Genomic DNA, 17,358 nt, shown 5'->3' with positions numbered 1-17,358 from the left:
GGACACAACATGACTCTCACCGACACCCTCGAGCACACCGGCAAGGACCCCGACGCCTTCTACGAGGCCTTCACCGCATGGGCCGGCCGCGACGGCCTTGCCCTGTACCCGCACCAGGACGAGGCGCTCATCGAGATCCTCTCGGGCGCCAACGTCGTGGTCACCACGCCCACGGGATCCGGCAAGTCGCTGATCGCGACGGGGGCGCACTACGTGGCGCTCGCCACCGGCGGCCGCAGCTACTACACCGCCCCGATCAAGGCGCTCGTGAGCGAGAAGTTCTTCGCGCTGTGCGAGACCTTCGGGGCCGACGTCGTCGGGATGGTCACCGGCGACGCGTCGGTCAACCCCGACGCCCCCATCATCTGCTGCACTGCCGAGATCCTCGCCAACATCGCACTGAGGGAGGGCCGCAACGCGGTGGTGGACCAGGTGGTGATGGACGAGTTCCACTTCATCGCTGACCGCGACCGCGGCTGGGCGTGGCAGGTGCCGCTCGTGGAGCTGCCGCAGGCACAGTTCGTGATCATGTCCGCCACCCTCGGCGACGTCACGGAACTGTCCAAGGACCTCGCCGAGCGCACCGGCCGCACGACGTCCGTGATCGGAGGGGCGCAACGCCCGGTACCGCTGAAGTACTCCTGGTCCCTGGACCCGATCCACGAGACCATCACCCGCCTCGTAGCGGACCAGCAGGCCCCCGTCTACGTCGTCCACTCCACCCAGGCGGCAGCGGTCGAGCAGGCGCAGGCCCTGCTGAGCCAGGGCGTGATCAAGAAGGCGGGCACGGCGGTCGCCGAGGGGCTGAAGGAGGCGATGGCCGGCTTCAGGTTCTCCCCCGGTTTCGGCTCCACCCTGTCCAAGCTGCTGCGCGCCGGCATCGCGGTACACCACGCCGGGATGCTGCCCAAGTACCGACGCCTCGTCGAGCAACTCGCGCAGCGCGGCCTGCTGGCAGTGATCTGCGGCACCGACACCCTGGGCGTGGGCATCAACGTCCCCATCCGCACCGTGCTGTTCAGCTCGCTCACCAAGTTCGACGGCCGCCGCCAGCGCCAGCTGCGCAGCCGGGAGTTCCACCAGATCGCCGGCCGGGCCGGCCGCGCGGGCTACGACACCGTTGGCTACGTGGTGGCGCAGGCACCCGAGCACGAGGTGGAGAACGCGAAGATTCTCGCCAAGCACGCCGGGGACGAGAAGAAGCTCAAGTCCGTGCGGCGCAAGAAACCACCGGAGGGCTTCGTGAACTACTCCGAGGCCAGCTTCGAGAAGCTGATCGAGAGCGAGCCCGAGGAACTGCACGCCAGCATGCGCATCACGCACTCGATGCTGCTGAACCTGCTGCAGCGCGACGGCGACATCGCGGCCGCGGTGGTGCGTCTGGTCGACAGCTGCATCCGCGAGCCACGCGCACGTCGCAAGCTGCTGCGGCGCGCGGCCTCGCTCGGCCGCTCGCTGATCCGCGCCGACGTCGTCCAGCGGCTGCCCGAGCCGACCAGGGACGGCCGTCGCTACGAGCTGAACGTGGACCTGCAGCAGGACTTCGCGCTGAACCAGCCGCTGTCGGCGTTCGCGCTGGCGCTGATCGAGACCATGGACCCGGAGGAGCCCGACTACGCCCTCGACGTCGTGAGCGTGATCGAGGCCACCCTCGAGGACCCGCGCACAGTCCTGCTCGCGCAGCAGTTCCGGGCGCGCGGCGAGGCCGTCGCCGGGCTGAAGGCCGACGGTTACGAGTACGAGGAACGCATGGAGATCCTCGACGAGGTGACCTGGCCGAAGCCGCTCGAGGAACGGCTGAACCAGGCCCACCTCGAGTACGGGGCCATGCACCCCTGGCTGCTGGAGACGGCAGTCTCCCCGAAGTCCGTGGTGCGCGACATGTACTCGCAGGCGATGACGTTCGGCGAGTACGTCGCACACCTCAAGGTGCAGCGCAGCGAGGGCCTCGTCCTGCGGTACCTGTCCGACGCCTACCGGGCGTTGCGCCAGACCGTCCCCGAGGGCTTCCGCACCGAGGAACTCGCGGACCTGATCGCCTGGCTCGGAGAGGTGACGCGACTGGTGGACTCGTCCCTGCTCGACGAGTGGGCCGCCCTGACCGCGCTCGCCGGGGCGGACGCCGTCGAGTTGGCCGACGACGTGCCGCCGCCGTCGCGGCCGGTCTCCGGCAACGAGCGGGCCTTCCGCGTGATGGTCCGCAACGCCCTGTGGCGCCGCGTGGAGCTGGCCGCCGACGACCAGGTGGACGCCCTGGGTGTCCTGGACTCCGGCTCACCCATGACGAGGCAGCGCTGGGACGACGCCCTGGGCGACTACTGGGACGAGCACGAGGAGATCCGCACCGGGCCGGACTCGCGCGGGCCGGCGTTCTTCGACGTCGAGACCCAGCGCGGTGGTCGGGTCTGGCTGGTGCGCCAGGTCCTGGACGACCCGGCCGGCAACCGCGACTGGGCCATCCACGCGAAGGTGGACCTCGACGCCTCCGACGAGGCCGGCGAGCTCCAGCTCCAGGTGCTGAGCTTCGCGCGGCACGACTGACGGGCTCCTCGACGCCCTTGGTCAAGCTGCCTTGTGCAAGATTGCCTTAGGATGGGCGGATGGAGCAGCCCAAGAGCGTCGTCCACGAGCCCGAGCGCATCCGGGCCCTCGCACACCCGCTGCGGCTGCAGCTGCTGGACCTGCTGGGCCAGCACGGCGAGCTGACCGCCACCGAGTGCGCGGAGCACACCGACGAGTCGGTCGCGAGCTGCTCGTTCCACCTGCGCATGCTCGAGAAGTACGGCTTCATCGAGCGCGCGGAGCAGCGCGGCCGCGAGAAGCCGTGGCGTCGCACGTCCGAGGGCCTGGTGACCGAGGCCGACCCCGAGTTCCCCGAGACCGTGCTGGCCTCCACCGAGCTCGCGGTCCAGACCGTGACGCACCGCGCCGAGGCCTTCCGGCGGGTCGCCGCCAGGATGGACGACGAGTCCAAGGACTGGCTGGACGCCACCCAGGTCTCCAACGTCGGGTTCTGGGCGACCGTCGAGGAGGTCAGCGCCCTGGGCGCTGAGATCACCGAGATCATCACGCGCTTCCAGGACCGCCGGGACCCGGAGCGACGCCCCGAGGGCGCCCGCTTCATCCACGCCCTCTCCCTCATCTACGCGGAACCGCACACTCGCCCCTGAAACCCCCAGAACCACCCCGAAGATTCCACAACACTTCTTTCGCAACATATCTTGCTAAAGAGTTCTTTAGGATCTACCCTGAAGACATCAGCGAGTTCCACCCCAACGCGATCGGAGCAGGCCATGGGCCCCAATGAGTACCTCTACATCCAGCAGGACCTCGTGGCGCACAACGCCGCCCGGGAGATGGCCGAGCTCGCCTACAACGAGCGGGTCCGCAGGCAGCGCCCGCGCGGTCGCCACAGTGTTCTCGGCTGGCTGAAGCTCGGCCACTGAGCCCCGGGGCGCGTGGTCGCGGTCCTAGGCTGGGCGCCATGACCCCCGTACCCGCCACCCCTCCGCCGGACACCCGCGACTGGCTCGTCGTGCTCGAACAGGGCTGCGACGAGTGCGGCTGGAGTCCGCACCCTGCCGCCGAGAGCGTGCAGCGCCTCCGCGCCGCGGCGCCGGCCTGGACTGCGGTGCTGGCCCGCGACGACGCCCGTCACCGCCCGGCCGAGACCACATGGTCCCCCCTCGAGTACGCCTGTCACCTGCGCGACGTGGTCACCGTGTGGGAGGAACGCACCCGCGCCATGGTGGCCGAGGACGACCCGGTGTTCTCGAACTTCGACGGCGACGCGACGGCGATCGCCCGGCAGTACTGGAACGCCTCGCCCGCAGCGGTGGCCGATGAGTTCGCCGTCGCCACCGCGGAGACGGCGGGAGTGCTCGAGGGCCTCTCCGCCGAGGAGTGGGAACGCCCCGGCCGCCGCGGGGACGGGGCGCCGTTCACGGTCTCGTCCCTGGCCCTCTACTTCTCCCACGAACTCACCCACCACCTGCGCGACGCGAACGGATGTCCTACGGTGGCATCGTGAGCCACCTACCACCCGACCCGGCCGCCACGGCCGAGGATGCCGAACACGCCCGCCACCTGCAGCACGCCGTGACCCTGGCCGCCCGTGGTCTGGACGACGACGCCGGAGGACCGTTCGGGGCTGTGGTCGTCCTCGACGGCGAGGTGGTGGCCGAGGGTTGGAACCAGGTGACGAGCACGAAGGACCCGACGGCGCACGCCGAGATCGTGGCGATCCGGGAGGCGTGCGCGAAGCTGGCGGACTTCCAGTTGCACCGGGCCGTCGTCTACGCCTCGTGCGAGCCCTGCCCGATGTGCCTGGGCGCGATCTACTGGGCCCGACCCTCGGCCGTGTTCTTCGCCACCACGAAGCACGACGCCGAGCGCGCCGGGTTCAGCGACGCCTTCATCTACGAAGAGATCGACCTGCCCCACGCAGAGCGCTCGATCCCGTTCCACCGGATCGAGGTCGAGGGCGGGACCGACGTGTTCGACGCCTGGCTCGCCAAGCACGACAGGACCCGATATTGAGCAAACAGGAGAGACCATGTCAAGCCCCACGCTGAGGGCCCCGGCCAACCGGGCCGACCGCAGGGCGGTGCCGTGGTGGACCCTGCAGCAGGCGCTGTGGGTGGTGCCCGCGCTGGCGGTGCTGGTCGCCCTAGGAGTGCTGATCCCGGCGGGCAGGTGGTGGTTCTTCGGGCCCGCCATCGCGGTGGCCGCCGTCGGCCTGCCGATCATGCTGGTCCTGCCCCGGTACCGGTACCGCAACCACCTGTGGGAGATGGGCGCCACGGCGGTGCACGCGCGCCGGGGCTGGTTCTGGGTGGAGTCGCGGATCGCTCCCCTCTCGCGGGTGCAGACGGTGGACCGCACCCGCGGACCGCTCGAGCAGCGTTTCGGACTGGCCACCGTGGTGGTCACGACGGCGTCGTCGCGCGGCCCGGTCAAGATCTCCGGGCTGGCCGTCGCCACGGCCGACGAACTGGCCGCGCGCCTCAGCGAACTCACGGAGGCGACGGCGGAGGACGCCGTATGACCGAGCACCGGCTCAGCCGGCTGAGTGTCCTGGTCGCCGTGGTGCAGACTGCCGCCGTCGTCCTGCTCATCGCGGTGCCGACGACGCTGGTGCTGGCGCTGCTGTGGACCCCGTGGTCGGCGCTGGGCGTGCTGGGCGTGGTCGCGCTCGTCGTCGGCGGCGTCGCCCTCGGCAGCTGGCTGGTGTGGAAGAACACCTCCTGGACCGTGACCCCGGAACAGTTCGTCCTCCGCAGCGGCGTGTTCAAGCGCACCACCCGCACCTTCGCCCGCAACCGGATCCGGGCGATCGACCTGTCCGCCGGCCCCCTCCAGCGCCTCTTCGGACTGGCGACCCTCCACATCGGAACCGCCGAGCAGACCGGCTCCGACGGCTCCGCGAAGCTTTCGCCGGTGGACCGGGCGAGTGCCCAGCAGCTGCAGGCCGAACTGCTTCCCCGGGGCGTGGCGGACGCGAGGGTGCTGGGCCGCTTCGCCCCCGCCTGGCTCGCCTACGCACCGCTGTCCTGGGTCCCGCTGGTGATCGCGGCCGGCATCTGGGGCATCGCCCTGCAGTTCGCCGACGGTTTCGGCGAACTGGCCTGGGACTGGGTCATCGGCACGGCGGCACGGGCAGGCTGGGGAGTGGTCGTGACCGCGCTCGTCGTCGTCCCGCTGGTGCTCGGAATCATCGGTTCGCTGCTGGTCCACGCTGAGCTCTGGTGGAACCACAGGCTGGAGCGCGACGCCGGCCTGCTGCAGGTACGCCGCGGACTCCTCACGACCCGCACCGTCTCGCTCCCCGAGGAGCGGCTCCGCGGCGTGCGTGTCGCCGAACCGCTCGGGGTCCGCCTGGCGGGAGCCGCACAGGTCGAGGCGCTTGCGATCGGGCTGAAGAATCAGGGCTCCGAGGGCGGCAAGAACGACCTGAGCCAGTCCAACGTGCTGCTCCCCTACGCCCCGCGCGACATCGCCGACGCCGTCGCGGCCAAGGTCCTCGAGACTGACGGCCCGGCCACGGCCCCCGAACTCCTCGCACCCCACCCGCGGCAGGCATTCCTTCGCCGACGACTCCGGGTGCTGTGGGTGGTGCTCGGCTGGCTGGTCGTCACCGTGCCCCTCGTCGTCGCGCTGCTGCCGGGCTGGTGGTGGGCCATGGCGCTGGGAGTGGTGGTCATCGCGGCCGCCGGGCTCTGGCTGGCGCGGGACGGCTGGCGCAGCCTGGGGCACCGCCTGGACGAGCACTACCTGGTGGCCAGGTCGGGCAGCCTCCACCGCACCACCGACGCGCTCGAGCGCGAGGCCATCATCGGGTGGAACGTGCGGCAGTCCTGGTTCCAGCGCCGCCGCGGCCTCGTCACGCTGGAGGCCACCACCGGCGCGGGCTCGGGGTCGGTCGGCGTCCTCGACGTCGCAACAGCCGACGGGATCGCCCTGGCCGACGCCGCCACCCCGGGCCTCCTGACGCCGTTCCTGGCTACTTCCAGCCCAGTTCCCGCGCCACGGTGACCAGGTTCCCCATCCAGTGGACCACGTAGTCGAGCCCGAGTTGGCTGGGACAGGCGAACAGTACGTAGTCGGCCTCGGCGACGGCGTCGTCGGCCCTTAGCATCGCGACGACCTCCTCCACGGAACCCGCCATCTCCGGGCCCGAGCGGGCCCGGGTGTTGTCCAACACCCCGACGGCGTCCCCCGTCCCGCCATGCAGGCCGAAGTAGCGCTGGTCGACGTCGGAGGTGATCGGGAACGCGGGACGCGTGACCGCGGCCCGCCCGCCGCCGGTGTGCCCGGCTGCGGCGAACGCCTCGCGGTGGGCGCGCACCTGGTCGGCCTGCTGCACGTGGAAGGGCCTGCCGTCCTCGTCCAGCAGCAACGTCGAGCTGAGCAGGTTGAGCCCCTGCTCCCCCGCCCAGACGCCGGTGGCATGGGTGCCCGCACCCCACCAGATCCTGTCCCCGAGCCCCTCGCTCAGGGGACGCACGGGCAGGTCGGGCCCGTCCCCGTTCTGCATCGCCACGTGCGAGCGCGCGACGGGCTCGCCGGCGATGGCTCGCCGGAAGGTGTCGAGCTTGCCGCGGGCGTGCTGGCTCCAGGACTCGCCCTCGGCGAGGACCTGGCCGAACTGCTCCTGCCCGTCGGCGGCATGCTCGGGCGAGCCGCGGCTCACCCCGAGCTGCAGCCGACCGTCACTGATCAGGTCGGTGGCCGCGGCCTCCTCCGCCATGTACAACGGGTTCTCGTAGCGCAGGTCCACCACCCCGGTGCCGACGTCGAGTCGGGTGGTGACGGCCGCCATCGCCGAGAGCAGCGGGAAGGGGCTGGACAGGGTCTGCTCGAAGTGGTGGACGCGCAGCCAGGCGCCGTCGAAGCCGAGCTCGTCGGCGGCGCGGGCCATCTCCACGTGCTGCCGCAGCGTGCTGCCGGCCGTCGACACGGGGGCGCGGTAGTGCCCGAAGGACAGGAAACCGATCTTCTTCACGGCTCCAGCCTCTCAGTTCTCGGCGCGGCCCGTGCGCCAGTAGCCCATGAACGCAACCGACGAGCGGTCCAGCCCCAGGTCCCGGACCAGGTGGCGGCGCAGGCCCGTGATCACGCCCGCCTCCCCGGCCAACCATGCGTAGGCCTCCCGCCGGGCCTCCCCCGGCGAGTCCCACAGCAGCGCGTCCGGGTCCGTCTCGAGCTCCACCTCGGCGGCCTCCCTTCGGGCGACGTGCTCCCGCCCCCACCGCTCCACCGCAGGGGTGAGGAGGCTGCCGTGGCCAGAGCCGTCGCGGGCGAGCCACTCGATGCTCAGGTCCGCACGGGCCCGCAGCGGGAGGACGTCGGCACTCGAGGGCACCTCCAGGAAGACGTGGCCGCCGACTCCCTCGTCCAGGGACTCCACGATCGAGCAGATCGCGGGGACCGCCGTCTCATCGCCGGCGATCAGCACCCGCCTCGCCGTGCCCGGGTGCCACTCCATGCCACCGGCGTCACCCTCGGCCCGGCTGTCCGGGCCGATGATGACGATTCCGTCGCCCTCGGCGGCGCCGGAAGCCCAGGCCGAGGCGGGGCCGTCCGTGCCGTGCAGCACGAAGTCGACGTCGACCTCGCCCGCCTCGGGGCGCGACGCCCGCACCGTGTAGGTGCGCATGGCGTTGCGCTGTTCGTCCGGCAGTTGCCGCCAGGCGGTGTACCACTGGGAGATCGTGGCGCCGGAGAACAGGCCGAAGTCCGTCCAGCCGCCGTCGGCGAGCGGGAACAGGAGCTTGATCCGCTGGTCGAAGCCGGCCGAGCCGAGGTGGCGCAGCTCGTCTCCGGCGAAGGTGATGCGGGTGAAGTTCTCCGACAGCCTCCGGATGCCGGCGACCCTGGCGCGGAACGCACCGTTCGTCTGGCGACTCATGCAGGAACTCCTTGGCGGGTCTCGGATGCGTGGTGGCGGCCCACCGGCCCCACCTGGCTGGCGATGCAGAATTGGTAAGGCTTGTCTAGCCTAAATCCATCCGTGGCCGACGATCAACTCTGCGCGGCCATGGTCCGGATGATGTCTGAGACGGCGGCGCGCGTGAGGTCGGAGTGGTTGCGGCCGTCGGCTCCGAACGCGCGCCTGCCGAAGTAGCCACGCGGTCCGTCGTGCTTCATCGGACCGATCACCCTCGTCGTGATCCGCCCCTCCCGCTTCGCCCGTCCCCACGGCGACAGCGGCGCGGTTGCCCAGCGCCCCGGGAAGGCGATCGTGCCCAGGTGCTGGATGTGGTCCTTGCCGCCGCGGAGGTGCCAGAGGTGGCTGATTCGGTCCAGGCCGGGGTCGTCGCCGAAGATCCCACCGACCGAGATCACCGAGACCGGCACCCCGAGCCCGCTCAGGAACCACCCGGCCCCGAGCGCCATCTGGCCACCGCCGGAGAACCCGACGATGGTGACGGGCGTGTTGGTGCCCGGCACGTAGCCGTGGCGCTGCAGGGACCACCAGATCTCCTGGGCGAGACCGATGTTGAGGGTGGGACCGTAGCGCGGGTCGGCCGAGACGAGCACCTTCGCGATGTTGCGGATGTTGATCAGCAACGGCACGAACTTGATGGAACCCGCCCGACGCCAGCGGTCCAGCCGCGACCAGAGCCACACGGTCGTGCGCTGGAGCAGTCCACGGTTGTCGACTGCGTAGGGGAACACGTCGGAGACGACGCGGACCTCGGGCAGGTCCTCCTGCAGCGCCTCCAGCCAGGCCTCCTCGCGCGCGGACAGTCGGTCACCACCGACGACCCCCACCCCGGAGAGGTAGACGACGTAGCGCCCCGCCTGGTCCTCGGCGTCGGCCTCCGGGGGCAACAGTTCGAAGGTCTGGCGCACCTCCCGTTCCCCCCTGTCGGCCCACCACCGCAGCGACTCCAGCGGCGAGAGCAGCACGAAGAGCAGGAGCAGCAGGAAGAGGATGCCGAGCGTCCAGCCGATCATTTCGCCACCACAGGAATGATGGGCATGCCGCTCAGGATGTCTTGTGAGGTCACCATGGTGGGCCGGCCGGTGGCGAGCGTCCAGAGCCGGGAGTAGACCCAGCCGAGGGGGCGGTGCAGGAGCCGGGACGCCAACTGCATCACCAGCCACCCGCTGATCGTGAACCCGAGCGCCCACGGCCACGACAACTGGAACGTGACCCCGACGCCGAGCCAGAACACGAGGAAGCTCCACGCCTGCAGGAGCCGTCCGATCCCCAGCCCCAGATGGGGCAGCGCCGTGATGAAGTTGAACACCAGGGGCGCCAGCGCCAGCAACGCGACGGCTATCAGCGGCACGAGCGGGAGCGTGCGCCGCAGCGTGAGCGTCGCCACCGCCCAGGTCACCGCACCCTGGCTCGCGTACAGGAAAACCAGCGTCACGAAGCTCAGCAGCAGGCTGGTCACCAGTCTCAGGCCGGAGATCTTGTTCAACAGGAGGATCGCGACGTGGCCGAGCATCGTCGAGGTCCCGGCCAGCAGCGCCACCCCGAGCGCGGCCCACAGCGTCGCCGCCGTGTAGTCCCGGTACAGGCCCGCCTCCAGCCCGAGGGCCGCCCCCAAGGCCTGGAAGACGTCGATCATGTTCCACAGCCTACGGCGGCGCGGCACTGAGCCGTGGGAGGCTTTGAAGGTGGAACACCTCTGGGAGTCACTGCTCACCGCGCTGGCCGGGATGGATCCCGCCGGCTACCTCGCGCTGGTGGCCGTCGTCGCCGCCCTGTGCCAGTGGGCGGCCTGGCAACTCCGCGTCCCGTCCATCCTGCTGCTCCTCGTGGTGGGCTTCGGGCTGGGCCGGCTGGTCTCGCCCGACGCGGCACTGGGCCGCGACGTCCTGTTCGGCGCCGTGACCCTGTCGGTGGGGATCATCCTGTTCGAGGGCAGCCTCTCACTGCGACTGCGGGACGTGCGAGACCTCGGCCGTCCGGTGCTCCGGTTGTTCTCCATCACGCCGCTGATCGCATGGGTGCTGATCACCGTCACCGCCTGGCTGCTCGGTTTCTCACTCGAGGTGGCGCTGCTCGTGGGCGCCATCCTGATCGTGACGGGCCCCACGGTCATCGGGCCGATCCTGCGAATGCTGCGGCCGACCAGACGGGTCGCCGCCCTGCTGAAGTGGGAGGGCATCGTCGTCGACCCCATCGGCGCAATCCTCGCCGTCCTGGTGTTCCAGGGCGTGCTGCTGGGCCGCAGCGGCGACGCGCTGCCGCAACTGGTCGGCTCCCTGCTGCTGACCATCGGCGTGGCCGCCGTGCTCGGGCTGGGGCTCGGGTGGCTGCTGGAACAACTGGTCCGGCGCCACCTCGTGCCGGACTTCCTCCACGGCGTCGTTGTACTCTCGGTCGCCATCGGCTCCCTGGTGCTGTCCAACTCGATCCAGTCCGAGAGCGGCCTGCTGACGGTGACCGTCCTGGGCATCTACCTCGGCAACCGTCCGGAGCTGCACCTGCGCCACGTCCAGGAGTTCTCCGAGCACCTGCAGGTACTGCTCGTCGGGGTGCTGTTCGTGATGCTAGCGGGCCGGATCGCCCCTGAGGCGGTGGCCGCGATCGCCCCCCGCGGCATCGTGTTCGTCCTCGTCCTGGTGGTGCTGGTGCGGCCGGCGAGCATCCTGTTGGGCCTCCTGGGGACGCCCGTCACGCGCCAGGAGCGCACGCTGCTGTCGTTCATGGCACCGCGCGGCATCGTCGCGGCCGCCGTGACGAGCATCTTCGGGCTCGAGTTCATGCACGCCGCCGAGTCCACCGCGGAGGCGGCCGCCGGGGCCAGCGGCGAGGAGGCCGCAGCGCTCCAACGGCGCGCCCAGAACCTGATGGAACTGGCGGCCCAGGCAGAGGAACTGGTGCCACTGGTCTTCTTCGTGATCGTGTGCACCGTGGCGATCTACGGCCTCGGCGTGGGCAGGCTGGCCGAGAAGCTGGGCCTGGCGACCGCCTCGCCGCAGGGCGTGGTGTTCGTGGGTGGCTCGCCCTGGATGGTCGAGGCCGCGAAGGCGCTCGACGCGGCAGACGTCACGACAACGCTGGTGGCGCGCGACTACACCAAGCTGGCCGGGGCGCGCCGGGCCGGGCTCCGCTCCGTCACGGCCAACATCCTCAGCGACTACGCCGCCAAGGACATGGAGCTGCCCGGTATCAAGTCCCTGATCGCGGGCACGCCGGAGGACGAGGTGAACGCCACCGCGGCGCGCGAGTTCGCCCACGTCCTGGGGCGGGCGAACGTGTACCAACTCCCCCGCTCCGACGCCGAGACCGGCGCCGGCTCCCCCCGCACCCAGACCGCGTCACACCTGAGCGCCCGGACGTGTTTCCATCCGGCTCGCACGCACGACCAGCTGCGCCAGCTGATCGAGGACGGGTACACCGTCAAGCGCACCAAACTCACCGAGGAGTTCACCCTCGAGCAGTTCCGCGAGCGGCGCGGCGACGACGCGGTACTGATGTTCACGATCGCCGACGGTGACGTGACGGTCGTGACGCCGGAGGCGAAGATCCCATCGGTCGGGGTGACGCTGGTGGCCCTGGTGCCGCCCGAGGATCCGGGAGCCGCACGGCCGCGATGAGCTGGCCGCGAATCCGCACCGGGTGGCCTCCGGTGCGGCATCGTTGGAGCATGGTTGCACCTCGAATCGACGTCGACCCCTGGCGCATCCGCGAGGCGTCGGTGGCGCTGGACGCCATGGGCGTCAGCGAGTCCGTCTTCAGCCTCTCGAACGGCTACCTCGGCATCAGGGGCACGTTGGACGAGATCGAGCCGCACGGCTTCCGCGGGACGTTCCTCGCGGGCGTGTTCGAGACGCATCCCCTCTCGTACCCGGAGCCCGGCTACGGGCTGCCCGAGGAGGGGCAGGCGATGATCGCGGTCGCCGACGGCACCCCCATCCGGCTCGCCGTCGACGGCGAGCCCCTGGACGTGCGCACGATCGACCCCGTCACCCACCGACGCACGCTCGACCTTCGCACCGGCGTGCTGGAGCGCCACCTGGTCTGGCGCACCGCGTCGGGGACGACGATGGAGCTGCGCTCCGAGAGGCTGGTCTCGCTGAGGGAACGCTCGGTGAGCGTGATCCGCTACCGCGTCCGGGCCCTCGACGGCACCGCCCACGTCACCGTGCGCTCGGAACTGGTGCTGGGAGCCAGCCCGCCGGAGGTGGACAGCGACGACCCCCGCGTGGCGGAGGCCCTGGACGACCCCTTCGAGGTGCTGGAGGTGTCCAACGACGACACGGGCGGGGTGCTGAGCGCCGTGACCAGGCGCACCGGGATCAGGGTGGGCGCGGCCGCGCAGCACCTCGTCACCGGGGCCACCGACGTCCGGACGGAGTCGGTGTCCGAGGACCACGTCGTCACCACCGTCGTCACGGAGTTGGAGGAGGGCGAACCCCTGGAGCTGGTCAAGGTGATCGGCCACGTCTGGTCCCGCGACACGGGGAACGACTCGCTGCTGGAGTCGGCGCGCACCGTCGTCGACTCCGGCGTGGACAAGGGCTGGGACGCCCTGGTGGCGGACCAGCGCGAGGCACTGGACCAGTGGTGGACGTGCGCCGACGTCGAGGTCGAGGGAGACGCGGAACTCCAACAGGCGATGCGGTACAACCTGTTCGTGCTCCACACCAGCACCGCCTGCATCTCCCGGGCCCCGCTCGGCGCCAAGGGACTGACGGGACTGGGCTACAGCGGGCACACATTCTGGGACATCGAGGGCTTCGTGGCCCCTGCCCTGACGTTGCTGCACCCTGACGCGGCCGCCCGGCTGCTCGCGTGGCGCGCCTCAACCCTGGACGCCGCCCGGGAGCGGGCAGGGGTGCTCGACCTGAAGGGCGCCACCTTCGCGTGGCGGACGATAGACGGCCACGAGACCTCGGCCTACTGGCCTGCCAGCACCGCGGCCATGCACGTGAACGCCGACGTCTCGCGCGCCCTCTGGCTGCACAGCCACGTGACCGGGGCCTCCCTGGTGGGGACGCGTGGACTGGAGATCCTGGTCGAGACCGCACGCCTGTGGATGTCCATGGGCCACGATGACGAAGCCGGTGGCTGGCACCTGTTCGGCATGACCGGCCCCGACGAGTACACCGGGGTCGTCGACGACAACGTGTTCACCAACCTGATGGCCCGGCGCAACCTGGTGCGCGCCGCGGATGCGTGCGCCGCCGAACCCGAGGAGGCCGCGCGGCTCGGCGTCGTCGACGACGACGTGGCGGCGTGGCGCGCCGCGGCCGCGGCCGTCCACGTCCCGTGGGACCCCGACAGGCGGGTCCACCCCATGAACACCAACTTCACCACCTACCGGGAGTGGCGCTTCGAGGACAAGCAGGACTCCTACCCGGTGCAGGACCACCAGCACTACGCCAAGTTCTACCGGCGCCAGGTCGTGAAGCAGGCGGACCTGGTGCTCGCCCTGTGGTGGTGTCGCGAGGACTTCACCGACGAGGAGGTGGCACGCGACCTCGACTACTACGAGGCTCGCACGGTACGGGACTCGTCGCTGTCGGCCAGCGTCCAGGCAGTGGTGTGCGCCCGGGCCCAGCACCCCGACCTTGCCCTGCGCTACCTGCGCGAGTCCACGCTGGTGGACCTGAGGGATCTGCAGGGGGACACGGACAAGGGCCTGCACCTCGCCTCCGTCGGGGGAAGCTGGCTCGCCCTCGCCTGTGGCCTCGGCGGCCTGCGCGAGGACCACGAGGAACTCGAACTGGCGCCGCTGCTGCCGTCGCGACTGACCCGCATCAGGTTCCGCGTCACCTGGCGCGGCCGCCTCCTGCTGGTCGACACCACACGTTCGGGGACCACGATCACCATGCTGCGCGGCGACGCTCCCGTGGACGTCATCGTCGACGGCGCCCGCCTGAGGGTCGGCCCGGACGCACCTGCGGAGGCCGGGCTGCGGCAGCCGGACCCGCTCCTGCCCGAGCCCTCCCAACCGGCGGGACGGGCACCGAACGCCTGATCCCCGCCCTCCGCTGGTCGAGACCACACCTCGTGACAGGTCTCGACACGGGCGCAGGGCGCCCTACTCGACCAACGGAATCCCCGTCCCCGCTGGTCGAGTAGCGCCGCGAGGAACGAGCAGCGCGTGTCGAGACCACAACCCCGGACCAGGCTCGACATGCCCTACTGGTTGAGCGCGTCCTGGATCTGCCGGATGACCGTCCCGAGGACACCACCTGCCAGGAGGCCCGGACCGAGTGGTCCGGAGCTGTCAGTGCCCAGAGACGGTAGTTGCCGCAGCACGGAGCGCTGCTCGTCGGTCAACCGAGACAGCTGCCAGGCCACCTCTGCCTCGACGGCGTCGGGCCCGGCCCGACCCGCCAGCGAGACCGCCTTCGCGGCGTACGCCGCCGCACCGAGGGCATGGGCACCCATGTGGGCGACGGCGGACGCCTGGGCCGCTGCCCGGGCGGCCGCCGCACCGGCCGGCGACGTCGCGGCGCTCGCAGCCTTGACCGCGACGAGCCGCTTGCGGATCTCGTCCGCGGCCGAGCTCTCGCCCCGCGCGTAGGCGCGGGTGCGCTCCACGGCGTCGCGGACGCGGTCGTCGTCGGGTGCCTCCGCCTCGAACAAGGGCAGGACGCGCTGGGCGCAGTCGGCCGCCCAGCCCGCGAGGAGTCGTCGTTCGGAATCGGTCAGCGTCTGGATGGAAGCCACCTCCCGATCCTCGCACCCCGCCGGTTCGGTCAGCTGAGCAGACGTCACCACGAAGCCGACTACACGTTGAAGCGGAACTCCACCGGGTTGCGTCACGGATAGGCATCTGATGAGCCGAGAGCCTCACAAGTCTTTCGGCTTTGTGCCCCGAGTGAACCCGATCTGCAAATAGCCGCCGGTCGACTCGAGGACGGCATCGCACGCGTCTACGAGAGCCTTCTCGTCAGACCACCCAGCGACGGCCAAGGCTGCGAGCCCAAAGGGGTCCCCATTGGCACGTAACTCCCGCACCAACCATTTCCCGGTTCCGAGCCAGTGCGCATTCGACAGTAGCGCCAGCTCAGCTGCTTCCTTCCAGGCCGTTACCATCGCAACGCACCGGATGCCCGGATCCATCGCATCGGTGACATCGTCAATGACAGCCGACAGACTGTAGCGACGACGATTCAGCTCTTCCTGAGCGATGGGCGAGGGACCGCCGCGCAGGGCTTCGCGCGAAATCGCTGCGATGGACGTGGAAATCTCACTCGTCACCAAAGACACGCCTCCTGCAACCAAGCGGTCCAGAACCGGTCGTGCGTCACTTCGCCCCTTCGCCATCCAAGATTGAAGCGCTTCGCGTCCGTACACGAAGGCCTCGACAATCTGGCCGTCGAACTCCGTCGTCTCGACGAATCCGACGGATGTCCACCTATCGGGCAGGACAATCAGGATGTCCAAGTCGGAGGAGTCGGTCGCTTCCCCAGATGCGGCACTACCGCCAAGAAAGGCTGCGATCGCCTGCGGATAGCGCGCTTTGACGAAGGCTCGCGCGCGTCCAACAAAGTCGGTCATGTGGACAACACTGACACACGTGTACGTCTTCAAGTCACTGCGAGTCATAGCGGTCGCGGGCTCGATGATCCCGCGTCTTGCTCAGATCCCGCGTCTTGCTCAGCCGCACTCCGAACGGTGCTCAGACGTTGAAGCGAAACTCCACCACGTCGCCACACATACCAACCTCTGGGGCCGACAGCCCAAAGCACTACTTTCGTTTTCTGCAACTAGTTGCTATCTTGGCACCATGAAGGACGCCGAACCGAGCGAGCACCAGAACGTCACTGCCATCGAAGCACAGCGCCTGCTTGACTCAATGCCGCCGAGACCTCGGCGAGTTTTCAGCGCCGGTGACCATCTGAGCGCGATTGCCACGATCGCGCTGTCATTCGCGTCCGGGCTTCTCGCGCTGAGCGGATTTCCCTGGTGGGCCATCCCACTCACCTTAGGCGCAATCGTCACGTCAAACGTCTGGATCTCCAAGCGACTGAGCCAGCCGAACGAGCCCAGGCTAAAGGGGACCATCATCTCCGCAGCATTCGCCGTCTGGCTCCTGATCCCCGTCTGGCGGGGCCTCTTGCATGGCGAGACGATTCCGTTCCCTGAAGCGTTCATCTTCGCGGGCTTGGCCCCTGCGGCATGGCTGGTGTTCTATGTCGTGCTTCTGATCCGCCGCTGAAATGTCATATGCAGAGATCGATGCGCACCTGGTCGCACCCAAGCGATTCGTCACGCTGTCGTACCTGAGTCAGGTCGAACAAGCGGACTTCCCTGCTCTGCAAGATACAACGGGCTTGTCGATGCCCGACCTTTCCAAGATCCTCCGAGACCTGGAGGATCGCGGCCTGGTGGAGATCTCCAAGGAGCGTAAGAACCGGTACGGGACAACGCTGGTTCAGCTGACGCCAGACGGCAGACGCACGTTCCTGAACCTCGTGGCGACCCTCAACCGCATTGCCGGCAACTAAACGGACTGGCCGCGCAACCTTCGAAGACCGGAGCACCATGACCCCGAAGTACACTCGAGTCGCCGGCGGGAGCTTCACTCCCCTGGAAAACAGACTGCTGGCCATTCTCTGCAGCGGCACAGGCACCGCATCTTCAATCGCACGGTCCCAGCTCACAGAAGCCACCTGGGGTGGCTACGAGCACGACGACTGCGCTTGCTTCCTCATCTCCGTCACACCCGCTGCCAATGCTCAAGGCATCATGCATGACGGTGGCCCCTTCAGCTTCGCCGAAGTATCCGATGGAGAAACAACGCTCGGACTACTCGAGCTCTGGGTCGTCGATGAACGCCTGCACTCCGTCAACTACATGCCCTTCGGCGATGACCATGTCGAACTACCATCGCCAGAGAACTACACGATCACACTGATCGAGAACGAGTGACG

The 17,358-nt window shown here is 69.7% G+C and carries 18 protein-coding genes; 12 read left to right on the top strand and 6 right to left on the bottom strand.

From position 1 onward, the window contains the following. Positions 1–9 precede the first annotated feature (9 nt). From FOJ82_RS06410 to FOJ82_RS06385, 7 genes are all read left to right on the top strand, one after another. The gene (locus FOJ82_RS06410) at positions 10–2,541 is read left to right on the top strand and encodes a DEAD/DEAH box helicase (RefSeq protein WP_143937635.1); all 2,532 of its coding nucleotides are present in this window, start codon (positions 10–12) and stop codon (positions 2,539–2,541) included. Between the two features lie 59 nt (positions 2,542–2,600). After that, positions 2,601–3,170 (top strand): ArsR/SmtB family transcription factor, encoded by a 570-nt coding sequence (locus tag FOJ82_RS06405; protein WP_143937634.1) that lies wholly within the window; start codon positions 2,601–2,603, stop codon positions 3,168–3,170. Positions 3,171–3,293: 123 nt separating this feature from the next. Then, positions 3,294–3,446, top strand: a complete 153-nt coding sequence (locus tag FOJ82_RS16155; RefSeq protein WP_185975657.1) for a hypothetical protein — start codon at positions 3,294–3,296, stop codon at positions 3,444–3,446. A 38-nt stretch (positions 3,447–3,484) separates the two neighbouring features. Beyond that, entirely contained in the window at positions 3,485–4,030 is a 546-nt protein-coding gene (locus tag FOJ82_RS06400) for a DinB family protein (protein WP_143937633.1), read from the top strand. Further along, positions 4,027–4,539: a nucleoside deaminase gene (locus FOJ82_RS06395; RefSeq protein WP_281279932.1), complete on the top strand. Its 513-nt coding sequence runs from the start codon at positions 4,027–4,029 to the stop codon at positions 4,537–4,539. Before FOJ82_RS06400 ends, FOJ82_RS06395 begins: the two co-directional genes overlap by 4 nt. A gap of 16 nt (positions 4,540–4,555) precedes the next feature. After that, complete coding sequence (locus FOJ82_RS06390) at positions 4,556–5,047, top strand: PH domain-containing protein (protein WP_143937631.1); 492 nt, start codon at positions 4,556–4,558, stop codon at positions 5,045–5,047. After that, positions 5,044–6,534 carry a PH domain-containing protein gene (locus tag FOJ82_RS06385; protein ID WP_143937630.1) on the top strand — a complete coding sequence of 497 codons (1,491 nt, stop codon included), beginning with the start codon at positions 5,044–5,046 and terminating at the stop codon, positions 6,532–6,534. The genes FOJ82_RS06390 and FOJ82_RS06385 overlap by 4 nt, the downstream gene beginning before the upstream one ends. Here FOJ82_RS06385 and FOJ82_RS06380 read toward each other — a convergent pair. The 4 genes from FOJ82_RS06380 to FOJ82_RS06365 all read right to left on the bottom strand — a co-directional run bounded on the left by FOJ82_RS06380 (position 6,503) and on the right by FOJ82_RS06365 (position 10,085). Next, positions 6,503–7,504 (bottom strand): LLM class flavin-dependent oxidoreductase, encoded by a 1,002-nt coding sequence (locus FOJ82_RS06380; protein WP_143937629.1) that lies wholly within the window; start codon positions 7,502–7,504, stop codon positions 6,503–6,505. The two genes, FOJ82_RS06385 and FOJ82_RS06380, sit on opposite strands and share 32 nt — an antisense overlap. A gap of 12 nt (positions 7,505–7,516) precedes the next feature. Beyond that, on the bottom strand, positions 7,517–8,410 hold the full coding sequence (locus FOJ82_RS06375; RefSeq protein WP_143937628.1) for a siderophore-interacting protein: 894 nt from the start codon (positions 8,408–8,410) through the stop codon (positions 7,517–7,519). A gap of 113 nt (positions 8,411–8,523) precedes the next feature. Next, positions 8,524–9,462, bottom strand: coding sequence for a hypothetical protein (locus FOJ82_RS06370; protein ID WP_143937627.1), 939 nt, complete (start codon positions 9,460–9,462; stop codon positions 8,524–8,526). Continuing rightward, positions 9,459–10,085, bottom strand: coding sequence for a hypothetical protein (locus tag FOJ82_RS06365; protein ID WP_143937626.1), 627 nt, complete (start codon positions 10,083–10,085; stop codon positions 9,459–9,461). Before FOJ82_RS06365 ends, FOJ82_RS06370 begins: the two co-directional genes overlap by 4 nt. Positions 10,086–10,134: 49 nt before the next feature. Between FOJ82_RS06365 and FOJ82_RS06360 the strand changes: the two genes are divergently transcribed. Continuing rightward, complete coding sequence (locus FOJ82_RS06360) at positions 10,135–12,063, top strand: cation:proton antiporter (protein ID WP_221933052.1); 1,929 nt, start codon at positions 10,135–10,137, stop codon at positions 12,061–12,063. Positions 12,064–12,113: 50 nt separating this feature from the next. Beyond that, positions 12,114–14,450: a glycoside hydrolase family 65 protein gene (locus FOJ82_RS06355; RefSeq protein WP_143937625.1), complete on the top strand. Its 2,337-nt coding sequence runs from the start codon at positions 12,114–12,116 to the stop codon at positions 14,448–14,450. A 164-nt stretch (positions 14,451–14,614) separates the two neighbouring features. Here the strand turns inward: FOJ82_RS06355 and FOJ82_RS06350 are convergent, their stop codons facing one another. Together FOJ82_RS06350 and FOJ82_RS06345 are read right to left on the bottom strand one after the other, a co-directional pair. Then, positions 14,615–15,148, bottom strand: a complete 534-nt coding sequence (locus FOJ82_RS06350) for a putative immunity protein (RefSeq protein ID WP_143937624.1) — start codon at positions 15,146–15,148, stop codon at positions 14,615–14,617. 123 nt (positions 15,149–15,271) lie between these two features. Beyond that, positions 15,272–15,982, bottom strand: coding sequence for a nucleotidyltransferase domain-containing protein (locus tag FOJ82_RS06345; RefSeq protein WP_185975656.1), 711 nt, complete (start codon positions 15,980–15,982; stop codon positions 15,272–15,274). 229 nt (positions 15,983–16,211) lie between these two features. Here FOJ82_RS06345 and FOJ82_RS06340 point away from each other — a divergent pair, with 229 nt between their 5' ends. The 3 genes from FOJ82_RS06340 to FOJ82_RS06330 are packed head-to-tail and all read left to right on the top strand — an operon-like array spanning position 16,212 to position 17,356. Next, positions 16,212–16,643, top strand: coding sequence for a hypothetical protein (locus FOJ82_RS06340; protein WP_143937622.1), 432 nt, complete (start codon positions 16,212–16,214; stop codon positions 16,641–16,643). 1 nt (position 16,644) lies between these two features. Next, positions 16,645–16,932, top strand: coding sequence for a transcriptional regulator (locus FOJ82_RS06335; RefSeq protein ID WP_095796337.1), 288 nt, complete (start codon positions 16,645–16,647; stop codon positions 16,930–16,932). Between the two features lie 37 nt (positions 16,933–16,969). After that, positions 16,970–17,356, top strand: coding sequence for a hypothetical protein (locus FOJ82_RS06330; protein ID WP_095796336.1), 387 nt, complete (start codon positions 16,970–16,972; stop codon positions 17,354–17,356). The last annotated feature ends 2 nt before the right edge of the window (positions 17,357–17,358 follow it).

The sequence above is a fragment of the Tessaracoccus rhinocerotis genome (assembly GCF_007197885.1).
Taxonomy (GTDB): domain Bacteria; phylum Actinomycetota; class Actinomycetes; order Propionibacteriales; family Propionibacteriaceae; genus Arachnia; species Arachnia rhinocerotis.
This window is presented reverse-complemented; position numbering and strand designations above follow the sequence as displayed.